This window comes from Actinoplanes xinjiangensis (assembly GCF_003148685.1).
In the GTDB taxonomy this organism is placed as follows: Bacteria; Actinomycetota; Actinomycetes; order Mycobacteriales; family Micromonosporaceae; genus Actinoplanes; species Actinoplanes xinjiangensis.
This window is the reverse complement of the sequence record NZ_QGGR01000008.1, coordinates 331700-357427: the sequence shown is the minus strand read 5'-3', so window position 1 is coordinate 357427 and position 25728 is coordinate 331700. Positions and strand designations below refer to the sequence as shown.

Here is a 25728-nt window from a genome sequence, read left to right as displayed (position 1 = left end):
GGCTGGGACGACATCACCGCGGCGCTCGGCTGGCCGTCGTTGCCAGGCGAAAATCCCCAGGCTGTTTCCCTGTATCCGTACGGCCGCGATGACGCCGACCCGATCGCGTACGTCGTGACCGCGGGCGACCACGCCTACGCCTTCGACTACAACGCCTCGCAGCCCTGGCGTCTCGGTGCCGCTCTGCTCGACGAGTTGCCCTCGTCCCGGAGTTTCTCCGCGGAGGAAGCCATGCCCGTGGCCGGCCTGCACCTCGACATCCCGGCGAAACGGGCCGGAGTGTGGTGCATCGAGCCGCTGGACGGGCTGGAGTCATGGTGGCCGTCGTTGTGGCCCGGGTGGGAATTGTCGCTGTGGGACGACGACGCCGGGCACCAACCGGTCCGCTTCCCGGCGTTCGACCTCGATCGGTGGCTGTACGAGCTGGCCGAACGAGTGCACCGGCACTGGGCGGTGCGGGAGACCCTGATGGCGCACGGGCTGGATCCCGATGGGCCGGAGTCGGTCATCGGCTTCGTACAGAGCCACCTCGCGACCGGCCTCACCGTGCAGGACCGCGACGCTGTGCTCGACGCGATCCTCCCGGGCTCCGCGACGACGATCAACGCCGCCGACGCCGCCCTGTTCCGCTGACCGGCCCGACCCGTACGGCTGCGGCGGAGAAGGACCGTGCAGTGGCCCGCTGACTCGGAAGCGGCTCCCCGGCACGAGAAGGGGCACCAAGCCCCGCCGCTCTGGTGGAAACGACCAGCTCAGATGATGTGACGGATGCGGTGGGTGGGTACGCCGGCGGCCGTCAACAGCAGGGCGATGCCGGCGGACGTGTGGTCGACGAAGACGGTCACCTGATGGTCGTCGCCGAGGTGGCAGGCCGCGGCCAGGACGCCCAGGTTGATCGGGTCCAGTTCGCGGACGTCGGCCAGGTCGAGGACGAGGTGGGCCGGACGGATGTGCCGGATGGCGTGGATCAGAGCCCGCCGCAGCTCGGTCGTGTCCTCGTCGGCGCGCAGGCAGCGGGGGTGGATGACAAGGGTTCCGTCGGAGGTGGTGGTGACGTCGAGCGTGCTGGCGGCCATGCGAAACCTCCAGTTACCCGAATGTTTCCGGGCCGTCCACGGTAGGTCCTTGCGTCGTCGACGTCGACCCATTGTGCGTCCGATTCACCGCAGTCATGGGGAATTCACAGGTTCGTGTCCCGCCATCAGGTGACGACCGGGCTGCGGCGTTCCAGCAGGACCACGTCGCGCCACCGGCCATGCAGGCGGCCGACCCGGTCACGGGTGCCGATCACCCGGAAACCGCAGGCCGTGTGCAGGGCGAGGCTTCCGGTGTTCTCCGGGAAGACACCCGACTGGATCGTCCAGATGCCGGCCGCCTCGGTGGAGTCGATCACCGCGTGGAGAAGGGTGCGGCCGACGCCCCGCCGGCCCGCACCCGGGTGCACGTAGATCGAGTGCTCGACCACACCGGCATAGGCGACCCGGTCGGAGACCCGGCGGCAGGCGATCCAGCCGGCGACGTGGCCGCTCTCGTCCAGCGCCACGAAACGATGGCCGGGCAGTTTGCCGGCGACGAACCGCTCCCAGGTGGGCGGCTCGGTCTCGAACGTCGCGTCGCCGGTGGCGATGCCCAGGCGGAAGATGTCGAGCACCTGCTCGGCGTGTTCGTCGGCCATCACGGCCAGGCGGATCCCTGTCATCGGGCCGTCACCTCCGGTCTCCCCGCCGCCCGGCACGGCCGCGGTCAGACCGATGATCCTGCCTGGCCGTTGCGCGCCGGTGACACCCACCTCACCGAAAGTCCGGCCGTGCGGTGAGCCGGAAGCCCGGCCGTGCGGTGAGCCGACAGGGCGGTGCCCGCTCACCGGGAGCGGGCACCGCGGGGGAGAGGGGGACAGGGGGAGACGGAGGAGGGCGAGACGGGGGATCAGATCTTGCCGGTGCCGGCTCCGGCGACGACCGTGGCCTTGACCGTGTTGTTGGCCTGCGGGGTGTACGAGTAGGGGATCGCGGCGACACTGGCGCCGTTGCGGACCTGCTCCGTACCCGAGTTGACCTTGTAGTTGTTGAGGACCTTGATGTTGCCCGGGTCCGAGTCGCCGGTCTGGGTGACCGTCGGTTTGGCGACGTTCTCGAAGTAGTTGCGCTCCACGAAGACGCCGGCGTTCATGGTCGAGGCCACGCCGTACGATCCGATGTTGCTGTAGTAGTTGTTGAGCACGTGGACCGGGTTGGCGAAGCGGACCCGCGGATGGCGCTGCCCGGTGCCCTCGAACCAGTTGTGTTTGTAGGTGACGCGCAGCTTGCCGAGGTCCTGGCCGGAGTTGCCGTCGTCGTGGCCGAGCAGCATCGACTTGTCGTGGTTGTGCAGCCGGTTCCAGGAGACCGTGATGTAGTCCGAGCCGCGCTTGATGTCGATCAGGCCGTCGGAGCCGCTGGCCAGGTCGTTGTGGTCGATCCAGATGTTGGTGGAGCCCTCCTGGACGTTGATCGAGTCGTCGCTCGCGTTCCGGAAGACCAGGTTGCGGATGATCACGTTACGGACGCCGGACAGGTTCAGGCCGCCGCCGGTGATGCCGGAACCGGCGCCGACGCCGATGACCGTCTTGTTCGAGGCCACGCTGTACATGCCGGAGATCGTGATGAGGCCGGACACCCGGACGGTCTGCGACGTGCCGGAACTCAGCGCCGACTTCAGCGCCGCCGCGGTCGTCACGGTGACGACCGCCGAGGACGAGCCGCCGCTGGTGCCGCCGTTGAGGCTGGCGTACCCGACGGGGCTGGACTCGGCGGCCCAGACCGGGGCGGGGGTGGCGGCGACGAGCCCGCCGGCGGCCAGGACGCCGGCGGACAGGGTGGCGAGGACGGTTCTCCGTGTGGGCATGGGCTTCCTCCGTGGGGGACGGATGCCGCCCGGGGCGGCGGCACTGGGGCGGACGGCACCGACCCTCGCCCGGGGAATGGCGACCGGCGTACGGCCGGATCGGTGGGTCCGGCCGTACCCTGCGGGTAAGCGCTTTCCTGAGGTGACGGTAAGCGCGCCGATCGAAGTATGTCAATGAATTCTGGGAACGCTCCCGGTCGGATTGCCGACGGGCCGCACCTGCTGGCTGGTCCCGGCGTTGATCCTGTCGGCGACCTGCTTCGCCGACAGGCATGTGTCCGGGGCGTTGCGGCCCCAACCGCGCCGGGCGATCGGCAGGACACCCCACAAGGTGAGGAACCAGGCCGCCGTCACAGCGGTCAGGGTCAGCGCCGCGGGCGCCGGCAGCAGAAAGTCCATGACCAGCAGCAGCGACGCCACCATCGACACCAGCATGCAGGCCAGGCCGGTGCTCGCCATGCGGTGGGCGAAACGGACCAGCTCAGGCTTGCGACCGCGCCGGAACAAGACCCGATGGAACGCCACCGGCGAGATGTTCGCACCGGTGGCGAACGCGGCGGTCAGCAGCGCCACCACATAGATCGTGCGCTGCACTCCGGTGGTCAGCGCGAACTGGGCGCCGAACGGTATGACCAGCAGGAAGGCGAACAGGATCTGCACACCGGTCTGCGCGACCCGCAACTCCTGCAGCAGGTCGGCGAAATTGCGGTCCCACCGTTGCTTCTCCGTCTCGTGGCTCATCCGGGTCGGCCCTTCGTTCTGCGGTGAACGACGACGGATGCCCGGGCCGTCCGCGATGAAACGGCGGACCGATGAACCAGCCGGATGGAGGGAAGCCCGTTTGTGGTGCGCAGTGCGGGGTAGCCGGACGCCCGGCCTACCGGGACGGCGGTGCTGTTGCGATGACCCACGATGTTGATCCGGCCCAGACGTATGTGCCCGACGCCGGGCGGGTGATGTGTGCCGACAGCCTCGGCCGCGCCCTGCTGGCCATGGCCGTGCCGCCGGAACATCGCCGAGACGGCATCCTCACGCGAGTGCCGGTGCCGGGCCGGCGCGGCGAACTGCCGGAGAGTGTGCGCCGGCTCGTGCTGGCCGCGGAGGCGGTCGACGAGGCGGTACCGGAGGACCAGGTCGCCCACCTGGACGCGGAGGCGGTGGCCCGGTGGATCGCCGGTCACCACCGGGCCGAGACCTACCCGGCGGTGGTGCTCGGGTCGCCACACGGTGCGGCCGTCCACCTCGCGGTGGCGTGCGGTGCCGCCTGGCTGCCGACGTCCTTCGCCGTCACCGTGCCGTGGACCGGCGGATCTCCCGGGGACTGGGCCGCCGCCCGGGACCGGGGCAGCCGGCTGGCCGCGCGGATCCTGGCCCGCAACCCGGGAGTCAGCGTGCGGCAGGTGCACGATCCGGTGCTGCGCGGGGCACTGTGCGGTGTGACGGTGACGCTGCACATCCAGTGGCGGACCCTGCCCGCGGCGTATCTCGAACTCCTCGGCTCACGCCTCGCCCCGGGTGGCGCCGCCGTTCTGGTGCGTGACCTGCGGACCTGGCCCGTGCTGGCCGGGCCGGCGGGATTCTCCTTCCAGGTCGGTACGCCGACGAGCGGCTGGAGCGCGGCCGACCACACCCTGGACAACCACGCCTTCGGCCGGCTGCTGCGGGGCATCGGCGCCGGCGACTGGCCGGATCCGCCGACCGGCCGGACCAGGCGCTACGCCGAGACCAGCGGTGACCCGGCCCTCGATACGCAGCTCCGGGAGATCGTCGCGGCGACCGGATCAGCCGGTCACCGGATGCTGTACACCGACCCGCAGGCGTTCAGCGCCGGTGTCGCCGACCTGTACCGCGCCTGGCTGCGACCGGCGGGTGGACGACGGGACGCGCTGGTGGGCACCGGCCGGATGATCGATCCGTGGCACGCCGCCGACAGTGGCGTGGTGCCCTACTGGTGCGAGTCGTCGTCGCGTGCGGTCGCCGACGCCGCGGAACTGTGGCTGGCCGGCAGTCCGTCGTTCGACCGGATCAGTGTGCTGCCGGAGCCTCCCGGGACGCTGCACGACGAGACCGCCGCGCTCGGGCACTGGCGGTCGGTGGCCGCCTTCGCCCTCCGCGACGGCACCGTCGACAAGTTCCTCGCCAGCCGGTATCCGCTGCTGCCGACGGCACCCGGGCATGCGAGCCGGGCCCTGGCGCCGTCGGCGGATCACCGCCGCCCGCAGCCCATGCCGATCAGCCAGGCGGTACGACAGATGGCCGGCAACGGCTCCGTGCCGGGACTGCTCGTCGTCTGACCAGCCGAACTCCGGAACCGGCCGGCGGCCGACCGGGTGCACCACTCACAGGTGTTCCCGCAGGACGGCGGCCGCGGCGACACTCAGCGAGGTCCCGTTCTCCGCGGCTTGCGCGCACAAGACGGTGTAGGCGTCGTCGATGCCGCCGGCGGTCCGGCCGGCGAGGATGTCGACGGCGAGCCGGATGGTGGCGCGTACGGCCAGCGCCCCCGCGTACCCGGTGAGCAGTTCCTCGGCACCCGGGTCGGCCACCGGCGGGCCCGGGGAGTCCAGCTCCAGTTCGCGGCTCGTCGCGTACAGCTCGGCGACCCCGGTGATCAGCGGCTCCATCGCGGCGTCGTCGCGGCCGTAGAGATTCAGCACGGCGATCGGTGTGCCCCGCCCGCTGTACAGCGGAACCGAGATCGACGCCCGCAGCCCCAGTGCGGGAGCGACCTCGTGAAAACTCGGCCAGTCCATCGTGGCCGCCGCGATGTCCGGGACCCCGACCGGTTCCCCCGTCTCCAGCGCCTGAAGGCAGGGACCGGACCGGTCGGCGAACTGCGCCTCGTCGACCGCCAGGGCGATGTCGCTGCTGGTCGCGACGGTGGTGTACTCGCGGCCCCGCAGGGTCGTGACCGACGCATAGTCAGCGGCGGCGATCCGGCCGGCGGCCATCGTGGCGATCGCGGTGAGCCGTCCGGCGAAGCCCGAGACATGGTCCGGTGTCTCCGCCAAGGAGACGAGGGCCTCGGCCAACGGGCCGCGCCGTCGGGGTGATACCCGCTTCGAATGCTGCGACGTCGCCATGAACCGGTCCCCCTGCTCAGCGTTCGGCGTGTGCAGGTCCGGCATACCCGGCCGGTGCGAACCTACGCGGCGAACCGGACTGTTCCACGGGTTCCACGGGTTCCACGGCCGGACGTCCCGGATCCGGACCGTTTGCCCGATCCTCCGGCGGGTAGCCGCACCGCACTTGAAGGGTGCGGCTGGTCCGCGGCGCGGCTCGGCGGGTGGTATTTCCGCAGCGCGGGTGAGCCGGCCGAGACCACCGACGGCGCGTTGTTCGAGGTACGTCCCGGGCCGGTCAGCGGCCGGGGCGACTGGGGCCGGCCACAGCGGATCCGGGCGCGGGCGGTGACCGCCGGCCTGGCGGTGGCGGCGGTCGCGGCCGCCACCGCGCGGCACCGGCGTGCGGCCCGACGGTAGAGACGGGAGGTGCGGTGGGCCGGGCCCGGCCGGTGCGGCGGGCCCGGCCACACCGTCAGGACGCCGCGGTACTCGCGTCCGCGTACCGCAGCACGGCACCGATCCCGTGTTCCAGTCGCACGTCCTCGGGGCTGACCAGCACGAGGTCGGCGCCCGTGCCGGCGATCGCCCGGATCAGAGCGGCGTCCGCGCGTACCCGCTGCGGGTCCTCGACGCCGGACTCCCGCAGCAGGCGCTCGTCCACCGCGATGAGCGTGGGATCGTCGGGAGCGATCCACAGCATGTCGGTCGAGGACGGGTCGTCGGCCAGCAGCACCGTGTCGACCTGGCCGCGTTGCAGCCGGGTGACCACGTCGGCCAGCCCGGTGCCGGCCTCGTCGGCGCCGCGCTGTGCGCCGTACCGGTCGATGGCCTCGCGGAGCTGACGTTCGGCGATCTCGGCGATCGCCTGGACCGTGACGTCGTCGAGCGCGCCCTGGTCGGCGCCGGCATGCCGCGATCCGGCGTCGGTGCTGACCAGCCGGTCCCGCCACACCCGCGGCAGCCGGTCGGTGAAGGTCTGCACCGCCCGCACGTCGCCGCCGACCACGATGACCTCCGCGCCGACCGCCTCGGCGAGATCGACGGCCGCGGCGGCCACATCGGTGGCGTTGCGCTTCCACGCCTCCTCGACGGCGAGCTGGAAGTGCCGGTGCGACCAGCCGCCGGCGTGGACCTTACGCAGCGGGAACGTCTCGCTGCCGGTCACCGTGTGCCGGCGCGGTGCGCCACCGACGGACAGACCTTCCAGATCGGCTCCGGTACGGTCGGCGAGCACCCGGACGTACGGCACGTCCTCGCCGCGCTGGGCCAGCAGCGGCATGACGTGCGGCAGCGGTCCGTGGTGAGCCAGGTCGGTGGCCGGTGGAGCCGACAGCGTCTCCAGCAGGACGACCTCACCGGCGTTGGCGAAGATCGCCAGCCCATATCGTCCCGGCTGATACGGGTGTTCGGCGAGAGCCGTACCGGCGGCGTCCACGGTGGCCGGGTCGGCACCCTGCTCCAGCAGCCTGCCGCGGAGGGCCTGCCAGCGCAGGTCCACCTCGTGGCCGGCGTTCTCGCTGGCCCGGGTGGCGTCCAGATAAACGGAGACCCACGGTCCGCGCCGGTCGTAGAGCGGCCGGAGGAAGTTCAGATTCATCACTTCTCCCTTCTGGTCGGGCAGCGTGACTACCCGTTCAGGGCGGCTTCTCCCCTCATCTTCCGGACAATTCGCCGCGGGATGCGGGCATAGGGGGCGTTCGGCGGGGTACCCGGTCGGCTCCGACGCGGACACCGGGGAACCGGACGACCGAGAGGATGTGCCATGACGAACGTTCAGCAGCCGGAGATGCGGCGCAGCGGGGAGTCGCCCACCACCAAGCAGCGCACCGAGGACGCCAACCCGACCGATCCGCCGCACGGCGGTCACGACAAGACCGGCAACCGCCCGACGCCGGAGGGCCAGACCTCACCGTACGGGCCGTCGGGTCACGTCGCCGCCGACGGTTCCTGAGCGGTACCCGGCCCGCGGTGACCGGGCGGCTGACGGGCCGGACTGGTGGCGTCCGGCCCGTCGCGACCGGGGCTCAGTCGGTCACCGCGCCCTTGATCTTGTTGACCACGTTGGCCACGCCCTGGGCGTGCGCGCCGGCACCGGTACCCGGCTTGCCCTTGCCCATCGAGCCGTCATAGGTGACGAACAGCTTCGGGTCGGGCGCCGGGCCGAGCGGCCGGTCGTCGGTGAGCGGCTGGGCGTCCGGCACGTAGATGATCTCGTCCTTGCCGTTCAGGGCCGGACCGCGCGCCCATCGGCCCTCGCCCGCCGTGCTCTCCGGGTCGAAGCTGTAGAACGTGTGGTTGGCCTCCGGGTGCTCGAACTCGGCGTTGGAGTCCTCGATGCCGTTCTCGGTGAAGCCGTCCGCGATGAGCTGCTCGATGCCGAGCAGCCACTGCTGCTGGTGGTAGGTGTCGCGGGCCAGGTTGAACTGGAGCATGTCCTTGACCCCGCGGTCGTCGGTCATGTTGTAGATCCGGCTGGTCTGCAGGCGGCTCTGCGCCTCGGCGGCCACGTTGGACCGGAAGTCGGCGAGCAGGTTGCCGCTGGCCACGATGTAACCGGCGTTCCACGGCACGCCCTGGCTGTTGGTCGGCATCGCGCCGCCGCCGGTGACGATCGCGTGCTGCGGGTTCTGCCCGCCGAGCACTGCGGCCAGCAGCGGGTTGGCCGCCGCCGCCTTCTCGGTGGCCTCGGCCGGAGCGCCTTCCAGCAGGCGGGCCAGCATGGTCGTGAGCATCTCGACGTGACCGATCTCCTCGGTCGCGATGTCCATGATCATGTCCTTGTACTTGCCCGGCACCCGGCACGACCAGCCCTGCCACAGGTACTGCATCATCACGGTCATCTCGCCGAACTGGCCTCCGACCAGTTCCTGCAGTTTCGCCGCGAAGAACGCGTCCGGCTTCTCCGGCTTGGCCTGGAACTGCAGGTAGTCGACGTGCTTGAACATCGGTCCTCCTGTGTGATCGGGATGCGTCGATCAGTTCGGTACATCGCTCCGGCTACCCGTGACCGTGACCCCGCCGGGACTGCCGTGGCACGGACAGGTCACCCGTGCCGGGAACCCCCGGCGCATGGTGGTTCTGGACGTCGCTCTACCGATCCGGCGACACGTCGCCCGGGTCGCGCCCTGGTTCGGCCCGGCCTTCGTCGCCGCTATCGCCTACGCCGACCCCGGCAACTTCGCGACCAACTTCACCGGCGGGGCGACCTTCGGATATCTGCTGGTCTGGGTGATCGTCGCCGCCAACCTGATGGCGATGCTGATCCAGTCGCTCTCCGCCAAACTGGGCCTGATCACCGGCCGGGATCTGCCGGAGATGTGCCGGGCCCACCTGCCCCGGTGGGTGTCCCGGATCCTGTGGGTGCAGGCCGAACTCGTCGCCATGGCCACCGACCTGGCCGAGATCATCGGTGGCGCGCTCGCCCTCTACCTGCTCTTCGGCATTCCCCTGCCGGCCGGCGGACTGATCACCTGTGTCGTCGCGTTCGCCCTGCTGGGACTGCAACGCCGCGGCGCACGCCGGTTCGAGACGGTGATCGGCGGTCTGCTCGCCGTGATCCTGCTCGGCTTCCTCTACGACGCGCTCCGCGCCGGGGCGGACGGCCCGGCCCTCGCCGCCGGACTGGTCCCGTCCTTCGCCGGCACCGACAGCCTGCTGCTCGCCACCGGGATCCTCGGCGCCACCGTCATGCCGCACGTCATCTACCTGCACTCGGCACTGACCAAGACCCGCGCGGTGGCCGCCGCCGACCCGCAGCGCCGGCGCGAGGCGCTGCGCTGCCAACGCGCCGACACCCTGCTCGCGCTGGCACCGCCGGCCTGGTCAACCTCGCCATGCTGGTGATCGCGGCGCAGCTCTTCCACGGCTCGGGGATCGCCGGAACCGACACCCTGGAGGGCATCCACCAGGGTCTCGCCACGACTCTCGACGGGCACGCCGCCCTGGCCTTCGCGATCGCCCTGCTCGCCTCCGGCTTCGCCTCGTCCAGCGTCGGGACCTACGCCGGCCAGGTGGTGATGCAGGGTTTCATCAACCGGACCATCCCGTTGACCGTACGGCGTCTGCTCACCATGGCCCCGGCGATGGTGATCCTGCTGATCGGCGCCGACCCGACGACGGCCCTGGTGTGGTCGCAGGTGATGCTCTCGTTCGGCGTTCCGTTCGCGCTGGTGCCGCTGATCTGGCTGACCCGCCGCCGCGACGTGCTGGGCGAACACGTCAACCATCCGGTCACCACGGCGGTCGCCGTCGTCGTCGCCGCGCTGATCATCGCGCTGAACGTCTTCCTCGTGGCACAGACCTTTGGTTGAGGCGCCGTCATCGGGGCACCCGGGGCGCCATGGTGACCTACAGCAGGCCGGCGCTGCCGGCGAGGGCGGCCGCCTCGGTGCGGCTGGAGACCCGCAACTTGCGCAGCAACGAGGCGGTCAGGCGTTTCACCGTACGGTCCGAGACGTGCAGCTTTCCGGCGATGTCACCGGTCGAGGCGCCGGCCGCGATCAGGCCCAGCAGCCGGCGGTCCTCCTCGGCGAGGTCGACGGCCGGCTGCGGTGCACGGGTACGGCCCTGGTCCACCAGCACGTCGAGCAGGCCGGCGGGCAGCACCGCCCAGCCGTCGATCGCGGCCAGCAGCGGCTGGAGGACGGAGGACGCGTCACTGCTCTTCGGCAGGAAGCCCGCCGCACCGGCCCGCAGCGCCTCGACCGCCACCGCCGGGTCGTCGTCACCCGACATGGCGAGCACCCGGGAACGCGGTGCCGCGGCCCGGACGGCGGCGACCGCGTGTCTGCCGCCGGGCGCCGGCATGTGCAGGTCCACGAGCACCACGTCGGGTACGGCGTTGCGTACGATGCTCGCCGCGTACGCCGCGTCACCGGTGGAGGCCACCACGGTCGCGCGACCACCGCTGACCTCGGGGAGCAGGAGCTCCAGTCCGCGTACGAAGAGCGCGTGGTCGTCCACCACGGCGATCCGGATTCCGTTCTGCATGGCGGCCGCATGCCCGTCCGTGACCGAGTCATGCGCCTGAATCGAAACCGGGCGATCCCGGACCCGGGCCTGCTGTTGCTGCGCAGTGTCTGTCACGAGCTGCGGCCGCCGATGGCGACGCTCACCGCCCTGGTCGGTGCGCTGGAGAACCAGCCGGCGGAGGAACGCCGCAGTGAACTGGCGCGGCTCGCGATGGAGCACGCCGTACACGCGCAGGCTGTTCTCGGCCATGCCGCGGCGGCGGCACGAGGACTGGCCGCCACCGGAACCGACGTGGTCGCCCTGGGCCGGATCCTGCCCTCGGTGGCGGCCACCGCACCACCGGGACGACTCGCCATGTTCGCCAGCCCGGCGGCTCTGGGCCGGCCGGTGCCCGCGCGGCAGACCCGGCAGATCCTCATCAACCTGGTGGGCAACGCCGTCCGGTACACCGGCGGTCCGGTTCGCCTGAACGCCCGGCTGACCTTCCGTAGGTTGCGGGTGACGGTCACCGACCAGGGTGGTGTCACCCCGCAGCTGATCACGGCACTGCGGTGCCCTGCGCCGCCGGAGGACGACCGGGGGCTCGGGCTGTGGGTGGTCCGTCAGCTCACCGCGCAGTGCCGTGGAACGCTGCGGGCCCGGGCGCTGTCCCCGGTGGGGCTCGCCATGGAGGTGACCCTGCCCTGCCCGCGGAATTGACCCCGGGAGACCACGGTCGGGCCCACCCGGGCCAGTGCGATGGGTAGTCCTGCGGCATGTCCATCGCGCTGATCACCCGCAGCCTTGTTCTCGTGGCCTGGCTGGCCGCGCTGCTGATCCACGCCGGGCCGGACCTGCGTACCGGCGCGCTCGCCGCATCGATGGCACTGGTGTGGGCGGCCCCGCTGATCCGTGACCGGATGCGGTCCCGGACGCGCCGCGGCCTGCCCGGCTGGCAGATGAAGCAGTCGCGTCCGGTCTGAGCCGGACCCGTACCGGACGGGCCCGGCTCACGGGGTCGTCACCTGGTGGCGCGGCCGGTGAGCTTGTCGCGCAGCCGGTCGACCAGTCCCACGCCGGGGCCGACGAGTTTGTGGAACAACTCGCTGTTCGGCGCGGCCGGGTGCGGGCGGGTCGGCGCGAGCTTCTTCGCGGTCTCCACCTTGCCGGCGAGCTCGACGAGTTCGTCGTGCGGAATCCGGCGGCGCAACTCGGGGAACTGCTCCGTCTCCTCGTCTTGGACGTGGTCGGCCAGGATGGTCTCCAGCTTGCGCAGCGCCTCCTCGAACGCGATGTCGGAGACGTCGACGTCCTCCAGCCGTTTCATCGCCTCCTCGAGTTCCTTGTGCTCCTCGACGTCGTGCTCCACCGCCTTGTCGCCCTCCGGCAGGTACTTGCGCATCGCCGGATAGACGTACATCTCCTCGGCGACCGCGTGCCGCACGAGTTCGCTGATCGCCGTGTCGGTCAGATCCCGGCGGATCATCGGGTCCTTGATCGTCCAGATCTCCGAGATCAGGGCGGTGACATCCCGATGGTCGCTGGTCAGGACATCGAACACGTCACCGGTGGTAGGACTGCTTGTCATCGAGACTCCTCGAAGTGTCGGGGTGGTACTCCGGACAGCGCGTGACTACCCCGGGCCGGGCGGTGTATGCGCCGGAACCCGGCGGCGCGGGCGCCCCGGTGCCTCCGGCGGGGTGATCGGCGGCAGAATGCCGGTATGGCGAAAGCGATGACGACGGCCGAGATCCGCGACTTCCTCTCGGCGGGCACGCGGACCGGAAAGCTGGCGACGGTACGCGTGGACGGGTCCCCGCATGTGGTTCCGGTCTGGTTCGTGCTCGACGGCGACGACCTGCTCTTCAACACCGGCGCGGACACGGTGAAGGGCCGTGCCCTGGCGCGCGAGGGCCGGGCCGCGCTCTGCGTCGACGAGGAGGCGGCGCCGTACGCGTACGTGACCGTCCGTGGCCCGGTGACCCTCTCCACCGACCTGGCCGACGTGCGCGCCTGGGCGACCCGGATCGCCGAGCGTTACATGGGCCCGGACCTGGCCGACAGCTACGGCGCCCGCAACGGCGTCGAGGGCGAGCTGCTGGTCCGGCTGCGACTGGAGAAGGTGAGCGGCTTCACCGCGGTGGCCGACTGAGCCGCGCGCCGATTGAGCCGCGCGCCGATTGAGCCGCGCGCCGACTGAGCCGCGCGCCGAGGTCACGGCAGGTTCGCCGCCGACCGTAGGGTGGGCGCCTTGAGGGCGGCCGGCGCGCCGACGGTGCGGCGGCCCATGCGCTCCCAGAACCGGTCCGGGCACCGGCCGCGCACGCTGCGGAAATCGGTGTACGGCACCGCCGTGATCTGCAGTGACAGCCAGGCGTCGTCGCTGAGCACCCGGTGCCATTCGGCGAGCGGCAGCCGCATGTGCTCGCGTACCCCGTCGCTCGAGGTCACCGCCAGCACGTAGGCGCAGTGCCGTTTGAGTTCCCACACGACGACGGGCCGGTCCTCGCGGTCGACCGTCGCGTTCCACACCTGGCCGGGCTGGGGCGGCCAGGTGGCCGGACCGGGCGGCCGCGGCCAGGACGGCGGGCCGTGCCGCAGCCAGCGCACCAGCCGCCACATCCCGGCGAGCAGCGCCGAGACGCCGACCGCGGCGACGGCGGCGACCAGCAGGGTGGTGGCCGGCCCGTCCAGGCCGGAGCGCCGCTGCCACCAGGCGCCCGCACCGGCCATGGCCAGCAGGACCGCGCCGTCGCGGATGAGCAGCAGCGGCCAGTAGCCGGTGTCCACCACTCGCCAGCAGGCGAGATAGCCGGCCGTCACGATGAGCGACACGATCCAGATCAGGGCCGCCTGCCCGGTCGCCGGCACGGACCGGTCGACCAGGGTCAGTTCCGTGCCCGCCACCAGGAACAGCAGCAGCGCGGCCCGGCCCGCGATCCAGCCGTGCCAGGGCCGCCACCAGGGCGGGCTGACCCGGCGGGCCATCGCGTACGCGGCGACCGGCCCGGTCGCGGCGAGTGCCCACTGCCACGGCCGGGCGCCGGCCAGCAGCGGCACGATCGGTAGCGGCGTCAGCAGCGACCCGCCCAGCACCGCGAACGGCGCCCCGAACCCGGCCCACGGGTACCGCCGGCCGGCCCGGTTGCCGGGACCGGGCGTGACCAGGGCCACCAGCAGCACCATTCCCAGCACCGCGCTCAGCAGCAGCATGTGACTCCTCGCGATTCGCCGACCGTCGATGTTGCGAGCGTCGATGCGCGGGCTGTCGCACAGCGGGTGCGCCGGGGCCGGCCGACCCCCGGATCGGGGGACCCGGTGGGTGGGCCGGCCCGGGCTTCCGCCGGTGATGGCGGGAGTGGCCTGCGGGACGGGGAGTCACTTGCCAGACTCACGGTCATGGACCCTGAGCTGGTGGCGGCATTGCAGCCGATCCTGAAGGACCTCGCGGGCCCGGCCGGCGTCCTGCCCGAGGTCCGGGACGAGCCGTGGCAGGACTACGAACGGACCGCCAGCGCGATCCTCTACGAGGCCGACGGCTCGGGTACCGGGGTGTTCATCCACCTCGGGTCGCCCTTCTCCGCCCAGGTCGCCGCCCTCGCCGAGCAGGTCCAGGACTGGGCCGTGGAGGCGTTGTGTGCCCTGGAGCGCTCCACCAGTTGGCCACCCTGCCCGGAGCACCCCGACCGGCACCCGCTGGCGGCGGTGGAGCAGGCGGGCCGGGCGGTCTGGGTGTGTCCCGTCACCGGTACCGAGGTCGGGGAAGTCGGCACCCTGACCACCTGAGCGGCTCCCCGGCCCGGGCGTCTACCGGGGTCCGGCGATCCCGGCGTGGGCGTAGGCGCCGGCGGCCAGGTCCTCGGCCAGGGTGGGGCCGGCCGGTTCCCAGCCGAAGGCCGCCCGGGTGACGGCGCTCGACGCGGACATGTCCAGCGCGAAGAAGCGGCCGAGGAAACCGAAGTGCTCCACCGCGTCCTCCGGGGCGACCGGCTTGACCGGCACGTTCAGGTAGCGGCCGATGGACTCGGCGATGTCCCGGGTGCTCACCGCCTCCTCCGCCACCGCGTGCAGACGGGTGCCGGCCGGTGCGCGCTCCAGACCGAGCCGGACCAGGCGAACCGCGTCGTGCACGTGCACCGCGGACCACGCCGAGGTGCCGGCACCGACGTGGCCGGAGATGCCGGTGCGGCGGGCGGCGGCGACCAGCAGGGCGATGAAACCGTGGTCGCCGGCGCCGTGCACGGTGGGGGCGAATCGCGCGGCGATGGCACGGACACCGCGTTCGGCGTACTCGAAGGCGAGATTCTCGGCGCCGCCGCGCGGTGCGTCCGGGCCACTGAACGGGGACGGATCACTTTCGGTCAACGGGCGGCCCAGCGCCGGCGCGGCGAGACCGGAGGCGAAAACGAACGGCCGGTCCGAGCCGGTGAGCGCCTCGGCGAGAGTCTCCACGGCGGCCCGTTCGGCCCGGTTGGACTCGGCCGGATTCGCCCAGTCGTGTTTGTTGGCCAGGTGGACGACGGCATCGGCGTGCTCGGCGCCGCGGTGCAGCGCGCCCGGGTCGTCGAGGTCGCCACGCAGCGAATCCGCGCCCTTGACCCGCAGTGCCGCCTCGGCGGCGGCGGTGCGGGCGAGCCCGACGACCTGGTGGCCGGCGGTCAGCAACTCGTCGACGGTGTGTGAGCCGATCCATCCGGTGGCTCCGGTGACGAACACGCGCATGGCGTGCCTCCTCCAGTGACGCAGGTGATGTCAGTAACTGACATGACACTACACCGTGATGTCAGCTTCTGACATCACTATGATGGGGGCCATGGGGAGATGGCAGGGCGGCGCTTCCGAGCGCCTCAGGGATGCGGCACTCGGCCTCTTTCTCACCCAGGGCTATGACGGGACGACCGTCGCCGAGATCGCGGCGGCCGCCGACCTGACCGAGCGCACCTTCTTCCGCCACTTCGCCGACAAGCGTGAGGTGCTCTTCGTCGACGGCGACGAGTTCGAGCGGGTGTTCCTCGGTGGCCTGCCGGATCAGGCCGACGATCCGATGACCTTGATCGTGGGAGCCCTCGACGGCGCGGCCGGCCTCTTTCCCGAGGAGCGCCGGCCCTGGTCGCGCGCCCGCCAGTCGGTGATCGCGGCCAACCACGCGTTGCAGGAGCGCGAGCTGCTCAAGATGTCGTCGCTGGCGGTGGCGCTGACCCGGGCGCTGACCGCCCGCGGTGTCGACGCGGCCAGCGCGGCCCTCGCCGCCGAGACCGGCGTGACCGTCTTCCGCACGTCGTTCGCGCTGTGGGTCGCCGAGGGCGAGCGCCGCACGTTCAAGGAGATCCAGAACGCGGTGCTCGCCCGTCTCCAGGCGCTGCTGGCCTGAAGGAGACCTTCTCCGGGCGCTGCCGGCCCGGCCGGCTCAGTGGCTCCCGGCGGCCCGCTTCAGGGCCATCGCACCGAGGACGTCGTCGTGCCGGGCTATCTCGGCGCCGTCGCGGTAGATGGTCACCCCACCCACCCAGACGCAGTAGGTGACCTGCTCGTACCGGCTGACGCGGTCGTCGTGGTGGCGGACCTCCAGCAGGTCCGCCCGGGTCGCGGCCATGATCGCTCCTTCACGGGCGGGTGGATCGGGCTCAGCTTCCAGAGACGGCGAGCGCCCACCGGATACGTACTGTCAGTGATCAGACGCATACGATGGGCGTCGCCTAGGCAGCAAGCACCCAGCGGCCACGACCCTGCTTCTTCGCCTCGTACATGGCCATGTCAGCGCTGCGCAGCACGTCGCGGTCCGGCGCGTCCGCGGCGATGCCGATGCTCGCGCCGATGTCCAGGACCGTCCCGCGGAACGTGATCGGCTGGGCCACGTCGGCGAGGACCCGCTCGGCCAGCCCGATCGCCTCGGCCTGCGGCAGGCCGGGGCAGAGCAGCACGAACTCGTCGCCACCGAGGCGGACCACCAGGTCGGTGGCCCGCACCGCCGCGGACAGGCGCCCGGCGACGGTCGACAGCACCAGGTCGCCGGCCTCGTGGCCGTGCGTGTCGTTGACCTCCTTGAACCCGTCCAGGTCCAGGTAGAGCACCGCGACCGGGCCGGGGCGCTCCAGTTCGTCGCTGAGCACGCTGCGGTTGGCGAGCCCGGTCAGCGGGTCGTGGCGGGCCTGGTGGGCGAGCTGGGCCTGGGCCCGCTCCTGCTCACGGACCGCGATGGTGAACCGGGTCAGCACGAACGCGGTGCTCAGCGCGGTGGCGGCCAGGGCGATGACCGAGTTCCGGTCGACGCCCGACTGGAGCAGGCTCAGCGTCGGCGCGGTCAGGAACGCCAGGCCGAGGAAGAGCACCCGCGACGGGTGCAGCACGTTCACCCGCTGGCCCGGACGGGTCAGCTCGGCCCGGTCCGGGTGCAGGCAGGCCGCGATGAGCAGCGCGTTGCCCAGCATGATAAGCGGGCCGATCCGGGCCACGACGTCGTACTCGAGGAACAGCGGCAGCACGTTGTAGGAGATGTCGATCGTCAGGTACAGCCCGACGGCGCCGAGCAGCAGACGGGTCGGGGTGCCACGGCCACCGGGGGACAGGGCGATGAACAGCACACCGGCGAGCAGCGCCACGTCGGCGATCGGGTAGAGCGGCGGCACGATCGACTCGGCCAGGCTGAACCCGGTGCCGAGCACCGGCAGGATCAGGAACTGCCAGCTGGCCAGGCCGGCGGCCACCGTCAGGGTGAGGCCGTCGAGCACGGCACTGCGCAGCTGACGTGGCGCCCGGCGCCGGGCCATCATCGTCAGGGCCACCGCCAGCAGGGGGTATCCGGCCAGCCAGAACGCGTCGGCCAGACCCACCGGGGGCACCGCCGCGGCCAGGTAGAAGTAGGCGAGTTCGATGGCGTCACCGGTCAGCCACAGCACCTGCGCGGTGGCGACCAGCGCCCACGGGCGGCGGTCCGGCCCGGCTCCGATCCGGGCCACGGCCATCCACGCCATCACGCACATCGTCACGTAGGTGATCATGTACAGCACGTCGCCCACCGTCGTGCCGTACGTCATCACCAGCCCGGTGACTGCGGACGTCGCCCCGCCGAGAAAAACCCAGATCCTGCCGGTCGTCATGTGCAACCAGTCGGCACCCGGGCGCCGGACCTGTGCGTCTTCGGCAGTGACCCGGCGCATATCCGTGCCGCGCCGGGGCATTCTCCGGCGCATGAAACCGCCCTCCGCCCGCGGCCCCGCCTCAGCCGCACTGCTCACCGCGCTCACCCACGCGCCGCACGACCTCGCCCCCATCCGGTTCGCGACCGGCGACCAGGACCCCACCGCGGCCCTGCGTGACGAGGATCTTCAGCTCAGCCTGTTCGTGATGTACGAGCTGGCCTACCGCGGATGGGACGGCGTCGACGACGCCTGGGAGTGGGAGCCCAGCCTGATCCGGCTGCGCACGGACGCCGAGACCCGGTTCGAGACGGCGTTGCGGGCGCTCGCCGCGCCCTACCGTGACGAGGTGCCCGCGGATCCGACCGCCACGGAGATCGCCCGGACACTGGTGGCGATGACCGAGGACGACGACGGGCCGTCGCTGTCGGGATATCTGCGCGGCCGCGCCACCCTCGAACAGTTCCGGGAGTTCGCGGCGCACCGCTCGGTCTACCAGCTGCGCGAGGCGGACCCGCACACCTTCGCCGTCCCGCGGCTCGCCGGGGCCGCCAAGGCGGCACTCATCGAGATCCAGATCGACGAGTACGGCAACGGTCGCACCCCGCACATGCACCAGGAACTGTTCAAGAACACCATGACGGCGCTGGGCCTGGACACCACGTACGGCGCGTACGTCGACGTCGTGCCCGCGCTGACCCTGGCCACGAACAACCTGATGTCGCTGTTCGCCCTGCACCGCCGCCGGCGCGGCTCGCTGCTCGGGCACCTGGCCGCCTACGAGATGACGTCGACCGGACCCAACCGGGCGTACGGCAACGGCCTGCGCCGCCTCGGCGGGGACGCCGCCGCGACCCGGTTCTACGACGAGCACGTCGAGGCGGACGCGGTGCACGAGCAGGTCGCCGCCCACGACATGTGCGGGGTGTTCTGCGCCACCGAGCCGGAACGGGCCGCCGACGTGCTGTTCGGCGCCCGCTGCGCGCTCGCACTGGACGCGATGTGGGCCACCGGCGTCCTGGCCGCGTGGGAGCGGGGCGAGAGCTCGCTACTCGGGTTCGCCTGAGCGAGGGGCCGGCGTCTCCCGGCCGGCCCCCGCCCGGAACCGGGCCGCTTTGTGGGTGCCGTCGCAGAACGGCTTGATCGCCGACTTCCCGCAGCGGCACAGCGCGACCGTCGACCGCCCCGGATCGATCTCCTCACCGTCCGGGGTGCGCAGGGTGAAGTCGCCGCGTAGCAGCAGCGGGCCGTTCTCGTACACCACCACGTCAGTCATGCCGGGCGGGATGCCCGCCGTCGATCTTCCGAAACGTTCAGCCGTCCACCGACTGCCGGGACAGCACACCCAGCATCGACAGCAGGTCTCCGCTATCGGCGAGGAGCCGGCGCTGCCGGTCCGCGCCGGTGCCCTCCGCGCGCAGCCGGGCCAGCCCCGCCTCGATCGTGTGCCGGTCACCACTGCGCTCCAGGGCGGGGCCGATCGCCGCGGTCAGGTCGGCGATCAGGTCCCAGGCCGGGCGGGCGCGCTCCCGCCGTACGTCCAGAAGGGTGGCGCTGAGGCCCTGGTGCGCGGCGTTCCAGTGGGCCGCACGCACCGTATGGTCCGGGATCGGCGGCGCGAAGCGCCCGGCGGCGACGTCGTCGATGGCGGTGGCCACCAGGGCCCGCACCAGACCGGTCAGCAGCACCGTGTCGGCGGTGGTGGGGCAGACGTCGGCGACCCGCACCTCGACGGTCGGATAGGCCGACGACGGGCGGGCGTGCCAGAGGATCAGGCTGTCGTCGAGCATCATCCCGGACGCGACCGCCAGGGCCACCGTCCGGTCCAGGTCCTCGGCCGAGGCCAGCCACGGCGACGGGCCCAGCCCCGGCCACCGGTCCAGTTGCATCGCCCTCCAGCTGGCATGTGCGGTGTCGGCGCCCGCGTACACCGGTGAGTTGACCGCCAGCGCCTGCACTACCGGCAGCCAGGGCCGCAGCTGATTGCAGACCTGAACGGCCAGCTCCCGGTCGGGCACCCCGACGTGCACGTGACAGCCGCAGACCGCCGGATCGTCGACGATGGGACCGTAGTGTTCGGCGATCGCCTTGTACCGCGGGTTGCCGGTGACGGTCCGCTCCGGCTCACCGACCGGGGTCGCCGCGACCGCGACCAGGCGGGCCCCTGCCGTCCGGGCGGCCTCGGCGGCGGCACGGCGGTGCCGGCGCAGGTGCTCGCCGGCCTCGTCGAGGCTCGCGCAGACCGGCGTCACCATCTCGATCATGCTGTGCCGGAACTCCATCCGGCTCTGCGCCCGGACGTCCGCGGGAAGCGCCTCCACCACCGCCGTGGCGGCGTGCGTGTTCGCCATGGTCGCGGGATCGAGCAGCAGGAACTCCTCCTCGACCCCGACGGTGAGCCGCGACGTGTCGACCGCGCGGGCCGCGGCCACCGCCGACGACGTCACCGGCGCCCCCGGTTCGCGGTCAGGACCACCAGAGCGATCCGGTCGGCGTGCGTGTACGCCGGCCCGTCCAGTTCCTCGCCGTACACATCCGGATCCACCTCCCGATAGGACCAGGCGAGCCCGGAATCCGCCAGACGTTCGGCGGCCTCGTCGAGGAACGGGTCGCGGCCGTCGATGATGCCGGTGCCGGAGAACAGCACCAGCGTGCCGTGCTCGGCGAGCCGCCCGGCCGCCGCGTCGAGGATCGCCAGTGGCAGGTCGTGGCCCTGCGGGCCGCCGTCCCGGTAGGCCCGCCCGGCCGGATCGATCATGAACGGCGGATTCGAGATGATCAGGTCGAAGTCACCGTCCACACCGGTGAGCAGGTCGCTGTGGCACGGGCGGACCCCCGGTGTGCCCGCCAGCGCGGCGTTGACCTCGGTGAACCGCAGCGCCGCCGGGTTGATGTCGACGCCCGCCACCTCGGCACCGGGTGCCCGTTTCGCCACGGCGATCGCGCCCGCGCCGGTGCCGCAGCCGATGTCCACCGCCCGCCGCACCGGCCGGTCCCGCGCCTCGACGGCCGCGATCGCGGCATTGACCATCCGGTACGTGTCCGGCCCGAAGAACACCGAGTCCGGATCGGTCGTCGGGTACGCCGAATGCACGAACAGTTCACCGTCGAACGACGAGAACCGGACCGTGCTGCGCCACGAGTCACCGTTGCGCTCCAGCACACCGGCGGCGTCCATCAGCGCCACCATGGGTTCGGGCAGCACCCCGGGACCGAACGGCCGGCTCCAGCCGAAGACGTCGCGGACGCCGCGCGCCTGTTTGTTGCCGGGCCGGCGGTTCACCCGTTCGTGGGTGGCCGGCGTGGTCGTGGTGAACAGATAGCCGTCGGCGGCCAGCATCCGGCCGAGCTGAACGAGCGGAGCCTCGGTGATCGTCATCCCGGCCGGGTGCCCATGAATCGCCGCCTCAATCGCCCGATTTCGTCTCCCGCTGAGCGTCGAAGTACTCCCGCTGTGCGGGGAAGTAGTCGTCGAATTCCGGCAGCGGGCGGCCCTCGCGGGACGCGACCAGCGCATCGAGGTAGTACTCCCAGCCGGGGCCCACCTCGCCGACGTTCTCCGTGCCGGTCAGGTGCTGGGTGAACCGCAGCTCGGTGACCCCGTCGCTCTCGGTCAGGGTCAGATCCAGATCCCACGAGCCGTAGTCGTCGACCGACGACAGCGCCAGCCGGCGCGGCGGCTCACACGCCTCGATCGTCATGTCCGTCCACGGCGCGCCGTCCTCCAGTGACATCTGCACCTGGACGGCGTGGCCCGGCGCGGCGTCACCCTTCCACGGGCCGAACCAGCGGGCCGTACGCTCCGGCTCGGTCAGGCTCGCCCACACGTCGTCGATCGGCGCACGGAACGTACGGGTCAGGACCAGGTCGTCGCCGAACAGGCGTCCGGTCGGTGTCGGGCTCACGCGATCTCCTCTGCGGCTGTGGTGGGCGCGGCATGGCGCCGCTCCCGCCGGGTGCGGTGGACCTCGGTCTCCAGGGCGTCGAACCGGTGCTGCCAGCCGGACGGCCGGCTCAGCCGCCCCAGCCAGCCGGCCAGCTCGTCGAGAGGCCCGGTGACCAGTGTGTAGACGCGGCGGCGACCGTCGGCGGTGTCGCGCACCAGCCCGGCGTCACGCAGCACCCGCAGGTGCCGGCTGACCGCGGGCCGGCTGATCGCGAACCGCCCGGCGATCTGCCCGGCCGACAGCGGCTCGTCGCGCAGCATCAGCAGGATCTCCCGCCGCACCGGATCAGCGATCGCGCCCGCCACCTCGTCCACCCGGGAAGCGTAACCCATTGGTTACGCTTTTGCTCGCCCATCAAGCCCGTCGATGGCTCGTCTATGGTGAGGCGTGCCCGAAGCCCGCCGCGCCGTGTTCGACACCGTCCCCCGCCGGCACCTCGACTGATGTCGCGGCGCCGGAAGATCGCCGAGGTGGCCGGCCTGCTGGCCTGGTTCGTGGTGTTCACGTGGCTACACAGCCTGATGGGCCGCGATCATGCGGCGGCCACCGGCAACGCACTGACCCTGCAGTCGATCGAGCGGACCCTGCATCTGGACATCACGCTGCCGGTCAATCAGTGGCTGGCCGCCCACGTCCCGCTCGCTCACGTGGCGGCCTGGTTCTACCGCGCCTACTACCTGGTGATCGTCGGTGTGCTGGTGTGGGCGTTCCGGCGTGACACCGGCGTCTACCGGCGGGTGCGCCGCACCATGATCGCGATGATGGTGCTGGTGCTGCCGGTCTACTGGGCGGTCCCGATGTCGCCGCCCCGGTTCGCGCTGCCCGGGACGGCCGACATCGTCGCGCTCTACGGCACCCTCGGTGACGCGTCCCGCGCGGGTGGCTGGACGGCGATGCCGAGCATGCACGTGGGCTGGTCACTGTGGTGCGCGTACGCGGTGTGGACCGCCCTCCGGCCCACCCGCCCACGCCTGGCGCCGCTGGCGTGGATCTTCCCGCTGCTCATGGTGGCCGACGTGATCGCCACCGGGAACCACTACGTTCTCGACATCGTCGGCAGTGTCCTGCTGGTCTGCGCTGCGATCGGCCTCACGGCGCTGCTGCCCCGGCCCGGCTCGCCGAGCCCGCCGACCAGCCGGCCCGGCTCCGCCCGGGTGAACCTCGGCGCTCCACCCGGGTAACCGGCGCCGAACGCGGCCGGGTCGTTCGGCCACCGGCCGTGATCGAGGCGGTGTTCGAGCACGTGCAGGGCGGCCAGATCCTCGCTGACCCGGAACGTGCAGTGGCCGGCGGCGTCCACGTACAGACCACGCAGCAGATCACCGCGCTGTTGCGCGTGTTCCTCGTACCACTCGCTGTGCTCGGCCGGCACCAGCTCGTCGACCAGGGTGTGGATCGTCAGGTGCGGCACCCGCAGGGCACCGTTCGGCATCGAGGACCTGCGCAGATCGGCGACGGCCCACGGGTCGGCGGTGATGTCGGCGGTGGCGGTCAGTCGGTTCAGGTCGGCGCGCAGGTCCAGGCCGGCGTCCCGGTACAGCGCCCGCACCTGCCCCGACCGGGTGCTGCCCGCGAGCAGCGCCCGGTAGTCGACGCCCCGGTTCCAGGCGCTGTTGCCGCCCGCCGACAGCTCGATCTGCTGCCGTCCGGTCACATACCGCTGGAGCGCGCCACCGGCCACCAGCTGCTGGAACTGCCGCTCCTGCTGGGCGGCCGGCGTCCCGGCTCCGCCGGACACGTTGAACAACGCGGCGGCCAGCGCGATCCGGGCCCGGCCCTGCGGCGTCGCCTGGGCGGCGGTCACGGCGGCGATGACGTCGGTCGCGGCCTGCGCGGCCTGTTCCGGTGATTCATAACGGACAACAGGGATGGTACGGCCGGAGGCCAGCAATGCCGTGATCGCGTGCAGGCCGTCCAGTTGGTAGTTGTTCAGATTGAGGCCGCCCGCGACGATGCCGCAGGTCGAGAGCACCCCGTCGATCGCACCGCGCGGCCCGTGGGCCTGCCGCGCGCTGACCAGCCCGCCCATCGACCGGCCGACGGCGATCGTGCGCCGTGGCTGCGCGCCGAGCACACCGGTGAACGCGTCCAGTGCCGCGAACTGGTCGTCGACCGCCGTCTCCAGAGCCCACATGGTCGGCCCGGAGTAGGAGGAGCCGACGGTGGCGTACCCCTCGGCGAGAAGGATCTCCCGGGTCTGATCGTTGGGCGCGTCCTGCGGGCGCAGCGGGCCGAACCCGTGGGCGAAGAGCAGGACCGTGCCGTTCCAGTGCGCGGGGATGTGGCCGAGCCACGTCGCACCGTTCGCCAGGGTGCCGTGGTATTCGCCGGGCGGTGGTGCCGCGGACGCGGCCGACGGGATCCCGGCCACCGTGGCGGCGGTCAGGACCAGGGTCAGGAGCAGGCGTTTCATCGCATTCTCCGAACGGGGGAGGGGATCAGATCAGTGGGTGACGGTCGCGAGGTCGTGGCGGCGGCCCTCGCGGATCAGCAGGACGGCGACGGTGCTGACGACGGCCGCCGCGATCAGGTAGGAGGCCACCGGGGTGATGCTCGTGCCGCCGGTGCCGGCGTAGAGCGAGGCCAGGACGGCCGGGGTGAAGCCGCCGCCGAGCAGGGTGGCCAGCTGGTAGCCCAGCGATGCCCCGGTGTAGCGGGCGCCGGTGCCGAACTGCTCGGAGATGAAGGCGCCGAGTGGGCCGTACATCAGCGATTGCAGACCGAGACCCACCGCGAAGCCGGTGAAGACCAGCAACCCGTTGCCGGATCCCCAGAGGGCGAACAGCGGGAACGCCAGCAGCCCCCAGCCGATCGCGCCGGCGAGCAGGACCGGGCGGCGGCCGAAGCGGTCGGAGAGCCAGCCGGCGCCGATCACCGCGAAGATCGCCAGGAACGAGGCGGCGGAGAAGCCGGGCAGCACCGATGGGCGGGCCGTGCCGTGGGCGACGGCGTAGGTCTGCGCGAACGTGGCCATCCCGACCTGGAACGCGAACGCCGCGCCCGCGCCGAGCGCGGTCAGGATCAGCGCGCGGGGACGGCGCAGCACCGACAGGATCGGCAGGGCCGGGGGCCGGCGGGTGGCGTCGGCGAGCGCCTGGAGGAAGATCGGGCTCTCCGACACCGTGCTGCGCACCCACAGGCCGATCACCAGCAGGACCGCCGACAGCAGGAACGGGATCCGCCAGCCCCAGGACAGGAACTGCTCCTGCGGCAGCAGCGAGAACAGGCCCAGCATCAGGCTGCCGAGCACCGCGCCGCTGGGCGCCCCGGCGTTGACGAACGACGCCGCCAGACCGCGGCTGCGGCCGCCGGAGTGTTCCAGGGCCATCAGCGCGGCCCCGCCCCACTCGCCGCCGACCGCGAGGCCCTGCACGACACGCAGGGTGATCAGCAGGACCGCGGCCCAGCCGCCGATGACGGCGGCGCTCGGGATCAGCCCGATCAGGAACGACGCGACGCCCATCAGGAACATCGTGACGACCAGCATCCGCTTGCGGCCGATCCGGTCACCGAAGTGGCCGAACAGGATGCCGCCGACCGGACGGGCCAGATAGCCGGCGGCGAACGTACCGAACGAGAACAGCACCGACGTCAGCGGATCCAGGCCGGAGAAGAAGACGGCCGGGAAGACCAGGGCGGCGGCGGTGCCGTACAGCAGGAAGTCGTAGAACTCGATGGTGCTTCCGAGGTAGCTGGAGAGGACGACCCGGCGTACCTCACCGGTTTCTTTCGCTGCAAGATCCATAT

Annotated in this window: 32 protein-coding genes; 13 read left to right on the top strand and 19 right to left on the bottom strand. The window is 71.9% G+C overall.

The features are described from left to right. Positions 1–114: 114 nt before the first annotated feature. Positions 115–633, top strand: coding sequence for a hypothetical protein (locus BC793_RS20700; RefSeq protein WP_109594601.1), 519 nt, complete (start codon positions 115–117; stop codon positions 631–633). Between the two features lie 119 nt (positions 634–752). On the opposite strand, the gene BC793_RS20695 is transcribed toward BC793_RS20700, so the two are convergent. The 4 genes from BC793_RS20695 to BC793_RS20680 form a co-directional block, all read right to left on the bottom strand. Further along, the gene (locus BC793_RS20695; RefSeq protein WP_109594599.1) at positions 753–1076 is read right to left on the bottom strand and encodes an STAS domain-containing protein; all 324 of its coding nucleotides are present in this window, start codon (positions 1074–1076) and stop codon (positions 753–755) included. Positions 1077–1201: 125 nt separating this feature from the next. Then, on the bottom strand, positions 1202–1675 hold the full coding sequence (locus tag BC793_RS20690) for a GNAT family N-acetyltransferase (RefSeq protein WP_373871239.1): 474 nt from the start codon (positions 1673–1675) through the stop codon (positions 1202–1204). Positions 1676–1926: 251 nt separating this feature from the next. Further along, on the bottom strand, positions 1927–2883 hold the full coding sequence (locus BC793_RS20685) for a pectate lyase family protein (protein WP_109594598.1): 957 nt from the start codon (positions 2881–2883) through the stop codon (positions 1927–1929). Positions 2884–3054: 171 nt separating this feature from the next. After that, positions 3055–3624 carry a DUF6328 family protein gene (locus BC793_RS20680; protein WP_239170204.1) on the bottom strand — a complete coding sequence of 190 codons (570 nt, stop codon included), beginning with the start codon at positions 3622–3624 and terminating at the stop codon, positions 3055–3057. Between the two features lie 161 nt (positions 3625–3785). On the opposite strand from BC793_RS20680, the gene BC793_RS20675 reads away from it, so the two are divergent. Continuing rightward, on the top strand, positions 3786–5177 hold the full coding sequence (locus tag BC793_RS20675) for a hypothetical protein (protein ID WP_146246363.1): 1392 nt from the start codon (positions 3786–3788) through the stop codon (positions 5175–5177). Positions 5178–5222: 45 nt separating this feature from the next. On the opposite strand, the gene BC793_RS20670 is transcribed toward BC793_RS20675, so the two are convergent. Further along, on the bottom strand, positions 5223–5894 hold the full coding sequence (locus BC793_RS20670; protein WP_158319321.1) for a GAF domain-containing protein: 672 nt from the start codon (positions 5892–5894) through the stop codon (positions 5223–5225). Between the two features lie 204 nt (positions 5895–6098). Here BC793_RS20670 and BC793_RS20665 point away from each other — a divergent pair, with 204 nt between their 5' ends. After that, on the top strand, positions 6099–6365 hold the full coding sequence (locus BC793_RS20665; protein ID WP_109594593.1) for a hypothetical protein: 267 nt from the start codon (positions 6099–6101) through the stop codon (positions 6363–6365). A gap of 55 nt (positions 6366–6420) precedes the next feature. Here BC793_RS20665 and BC793_RS20660 read toward each other — a convergent pair whose 3' ends face one another. Then, positions 6421–7545 (bottom strand): baeRF2 domain-containing protein, encoded by a 1125-nt coding sequence (locus BC793_RS20660; protein WP_109594590.1) that lies wholly within the window; start codon positions 7543–7545, stop codon positions 6421–6423. A 165-nt stretch (positions 7546–7710) separates the two neighbouring features. Between BC793_RS20660 and BC793_RS20655 the strand changes: the two genes are divergently transcribed. Beyond that, on the top strand, positions 7711–7899 hold the full coding sequence (locus BC793_RS20655) for a hypothetical protein (protein WP_109594589.1): 189 nt from the start codon (positions 7711–7713) through the stop codon (positions 7897–7899). 73 nt (positions 7900–7972) lie between these two features. On the opposite strand, the gene BC793_RS20650 is transcribed toward BC793_RS20655, so the two are convergent. Next, entirely contained in the window at positions 7973–8893 is a 921-nt protein-coding gene (locus BC793_RS20650) for a manganese catalase (RefSeq protein ID WP_109594587.1), read from the bottom strand. Positions 8894–9017: 124 nt separating this feature from the next. On the opposite strand from BC793_RS20650, the gene BC793_RS52690 reads away from it, so the two are divergent. Continuing rightward, entirely contained in the window at positions 9018–9791 is a 774-nt protein-coding gene (locus BC793_RS52690; RefSeq protein ID WP_307784580.1) for an Nramp family divalent metal transporter, read from the top strand. Further along, complete coding sequence (locus BC793_RS52685) at positions 9782–10258, top strand: Nramp family divalent metal transporter (RefSeq protein ID WP_307784579.1); 477 nt, start codon at positions 9782–9784, stop codon at positions 10256–10258. The genes BC793_RS52690 and BC793_RS52685 overlap by 10 nt, the downstream gene beginning before the upstream one ends. 37 nt (positions 10259–10295) lie before the next feature. Here the strand turns inward: BC793_RS52685 and BC793_RS20640 are convergent, their stop codons facing one another. Continuing rightward, positions 10296–10937 carry a response regulator gene (locus BC793_RS20640; RefSeq protein WP_109594585.1) on the bottom strand — a complete coding sequence of 214 codons (642 nt, stop codon included), beginning with the start codon at positions 10935–10937 and terminating at the stop codon, positions 10296–10298. A gap of 30 nt (positions 10938–10967) precedes the next feature. Between BC793_RS20640 and BC793_RS20635 the strand changes: the two genes are divergently transcribed. Together BC793_RS20635 and BC793_RS20630 are read left to right on the top strand one after the other, a co-directional pair. Next, a complete protein-coding gene (locus BC793_RS20635; RefSeq protein WP_239170203.1) occupies positions 10968–11618 on the top strand; it encodes a sensor histidine kinase in 651 nt (216 codons plus the stop codon). Between the two features lie 56 nt (positions 11619–11674). Then, entirely contained in the window at positions 11675–11881 is a 207-nt protein-coding gene (locus BC793_RS20630) for a hypothetical protein (RefSeq protein ID WP_109594583.1), read from the top strand. A gap of 38 nt (positions 11882–11919) precedes the next feature. On the opposite strand, the gene BC793_RS20625 is transcribed toward BC793_RS20630, so the two are convergent. After that, the gene (locus tag BC793_RS20625; RefSeq protein WP_109594582.1) at positions 11920–12486 is read right to left on the bottom strand and encodes a hemerythrin domain-containing protein; all 567 of its coding nucleotides are present in this window, start codon (positions 12484–12486) and stop codon (positions 11920–11922) included. 135 nt (positions 12487–12621) lie between these two features. On the opposite strand from BC793_RS20625, the gene BC793_RS20620 reads away from it, so the two are divergent. After that, positions 12622–13050, top strand: a complete 429-nt coding sequence (locus BC793_RS20620; RefSeq protein WP_109594580.1) for a PPOX class F420-dependent oxidoreductase — start codon at positions 12622–12624, stop codon at positions 13048–13050. Between the two features lie 62 nt (positions 13051–13112). Here the strand turns inward: BC793_RS20620 and BC793_RS20615 are convergent, their stop codons facing one another. After that, complete coding sequence (locus tag BC793_RS20615) at positions 13113–14111, bottom strand: hypothetical protein (RefSeq protein ID WP_109594578.1); 999 nt, start codon at positions 14109–14111, stop codon at positions 13113–13115. A gap of 186 nt (positions 14112–14297) precedes the next feature. Here BC793_RS20615 and BC793_RS20610 point away from each other — a divergent pair, with 186 nt between their 5' ends. Beyond that, positions 14298–14684: a hypothetical protein gene (locus BC793_RS20610; RefSeq protein ID WP_109594576.1), complete on the top strand. Its 387-nt coding sequence runs from the start codon at positions 14298–14300 to the stop codon at positions 14682–14684. 21 nt (positions 14685–14705) lie between these two features. On the opposite strand, the gene BC793_RS20605 is transcribed toward BC793_RS20610, so the two are convergent. Next, entirely contained in the window at positions 14706–15620 is a 915-nt protein-coding gene (locus BC793_RS20605; RefSeq protein WP_109594574.1) for an SDR family oxidoreductase, read from the bottom strand. A 91-nt stretch (positions 15621–15711) separates the two neighbouring features. Here BC793_RS20605 and BC793_RS20600 point away from each other — a divergent pair, with 91 nt between their 5' ends. Beyond that, positions 15712–16269, top strand: coding sequence for a TetR/AcrR family transcriptional regulator (locus tag BC793_RS20600; protein ID WP_109594572.1), 558 nt, complete (start codon positions 15712–15714; stop codon positions 16267–16269). Between the two features lie 36 nt (positions 16270–16305). On the opposite strand, the gene BC793_RS20595 is transcribed toward BC793_RS20600, so the two are convergent. Continuing rightward, on the bottom strand, positions 16306–16491 hold the full coding sequence (locus BC793_RS20595) for a hypothetical protein (protein WP_109594570.1): 186 nt from the start codon (positions 16489–16491) through the stop codon (positions 16306–16308). Between the two features lie 103 nt (positions 16492–16594). Next, positions 16595–17995 carry a GGDEF domain-containing protein gene (locus tag BC793_RS20590; RefSeq protein ID WP_109594701.1) on the bottom strand — a complete coding sequence of 467 codons (1401 nt, stop codon included), beginning with the start codon at positions 17993–17995 and terminating at the stop codon, positions 16595–16597. Positions 17996–18086: 91 nt separating this feature from the next. On the opposite strand from BC793_RS20590, the gene BC793_RS20585 reads away from it, so the two are divergent. Beyond that, positions 18087–19100 (top strand): iron-containing redox enzyme family protein, encoded by a 1014-nt coding sequence (locus tag BC793_RS20585; RefSeq protein ID WP_109594568.1) that lies wholly within the window; start codon positions 18087–18089, stop codon positions 19098–19100. On the opposite strand, the gene BC793_RS20580 is transcribed toward BC793_RS20585, so the two are convergent. The 5 genes from BC793_RS20580 to BC793_RS20560 are packed head-to-tail and all read right to left on the bottom strand — an operon-like array spanning position 19083 to position 22295. Further along, positions 19083–19310, bottom strand: coding sequence for a CDGSH iron-sulfur domain-containing protein (locus BC793_RS20580; protein ID WP_109594566.1), 228 nt, complete (start codon positions 19308–19310; stop codon positions 19083–19085). The genes BC793_RS20585 and BC793_RS20580 overlap by 18 nt on opposite strands. Before the next feature lie 37 nt (positions 19311–19347). Then, complete coding sequence (locus tag BC793_RS20575) at positions 19348–20481, bottom strand: carboxylate-amine ligase (RefSeq protein ID WP_275416214.1); 1134 nt, start codon at positions 20479–20481, stop codon at positions 19348–19350. Further along, positions 20478–21413, bottom strand: a complete 936-nt coding sequence (locus BC793_RS20570) for a methyltransferase (protein ID WP_109594564.1) — start codon at positions 21411–21413, stop codon at positions 20478–20480. The genes BC793_RS20575 and BC793_RS20570 overlap by 4 nt, the downstream gene beginning before the upstream one ends. Before the next feature lie 28 nt (positions 21414–21441). Beyond that, positions 21442–21939: an SRPBCC family protein gene (locus BC793_RS20565; protein WP_109594562.1), complete on the bottom strand. Its 498-nt coding sequence runs from the start codon at positions 21937–21939 to the stop codon at positions 21442–21444. Beyond that, positions 21936–22295: a metalloregulator ArsR/SmtB family transcription factor gene (locus BC793_RS20560; protein WP_203896317.1), complete on the bottom strand. Its 360-nt coding sequence runs from the start codon at positions 22293–22295 to the stop codon at positions 21936–21938. The genes BC793_RS20565 and BC793_RS20560 overlap by 4 nt, the downstream gene beginning before the upstream one ends. A 129-nt stretch (positions 22296–22424) precedes the next feature. Between BC793_RS20560 and BC793_RS20555 the strand changes: the two genes are divergently transcribed. Next, a complete protein-coding gene (locus tag BC793_RS20555; protein ID WP_109594558.1) occupies positions 22425–23162 on the top strand; it encodes a phosphatase PAP2 family protein in 738 nt (245 codons plus the stop codon). Between the two features lie 1262 nt (positions 23163–24424). Here the strand turns inward: BC793_RS20555 and BC793_RS20550 are convergent. Further along, a complete protein-coding gene (locus BC793_RS20550) occupies positions 24425–25726 on the bottom strand; it encodes an MFS transporter (RefSeq protein WP_109594556.1) in 1302 nt (433 codons plus the stop codon). Positions 25727–25728: the final 2 nt, after the last annotated feature.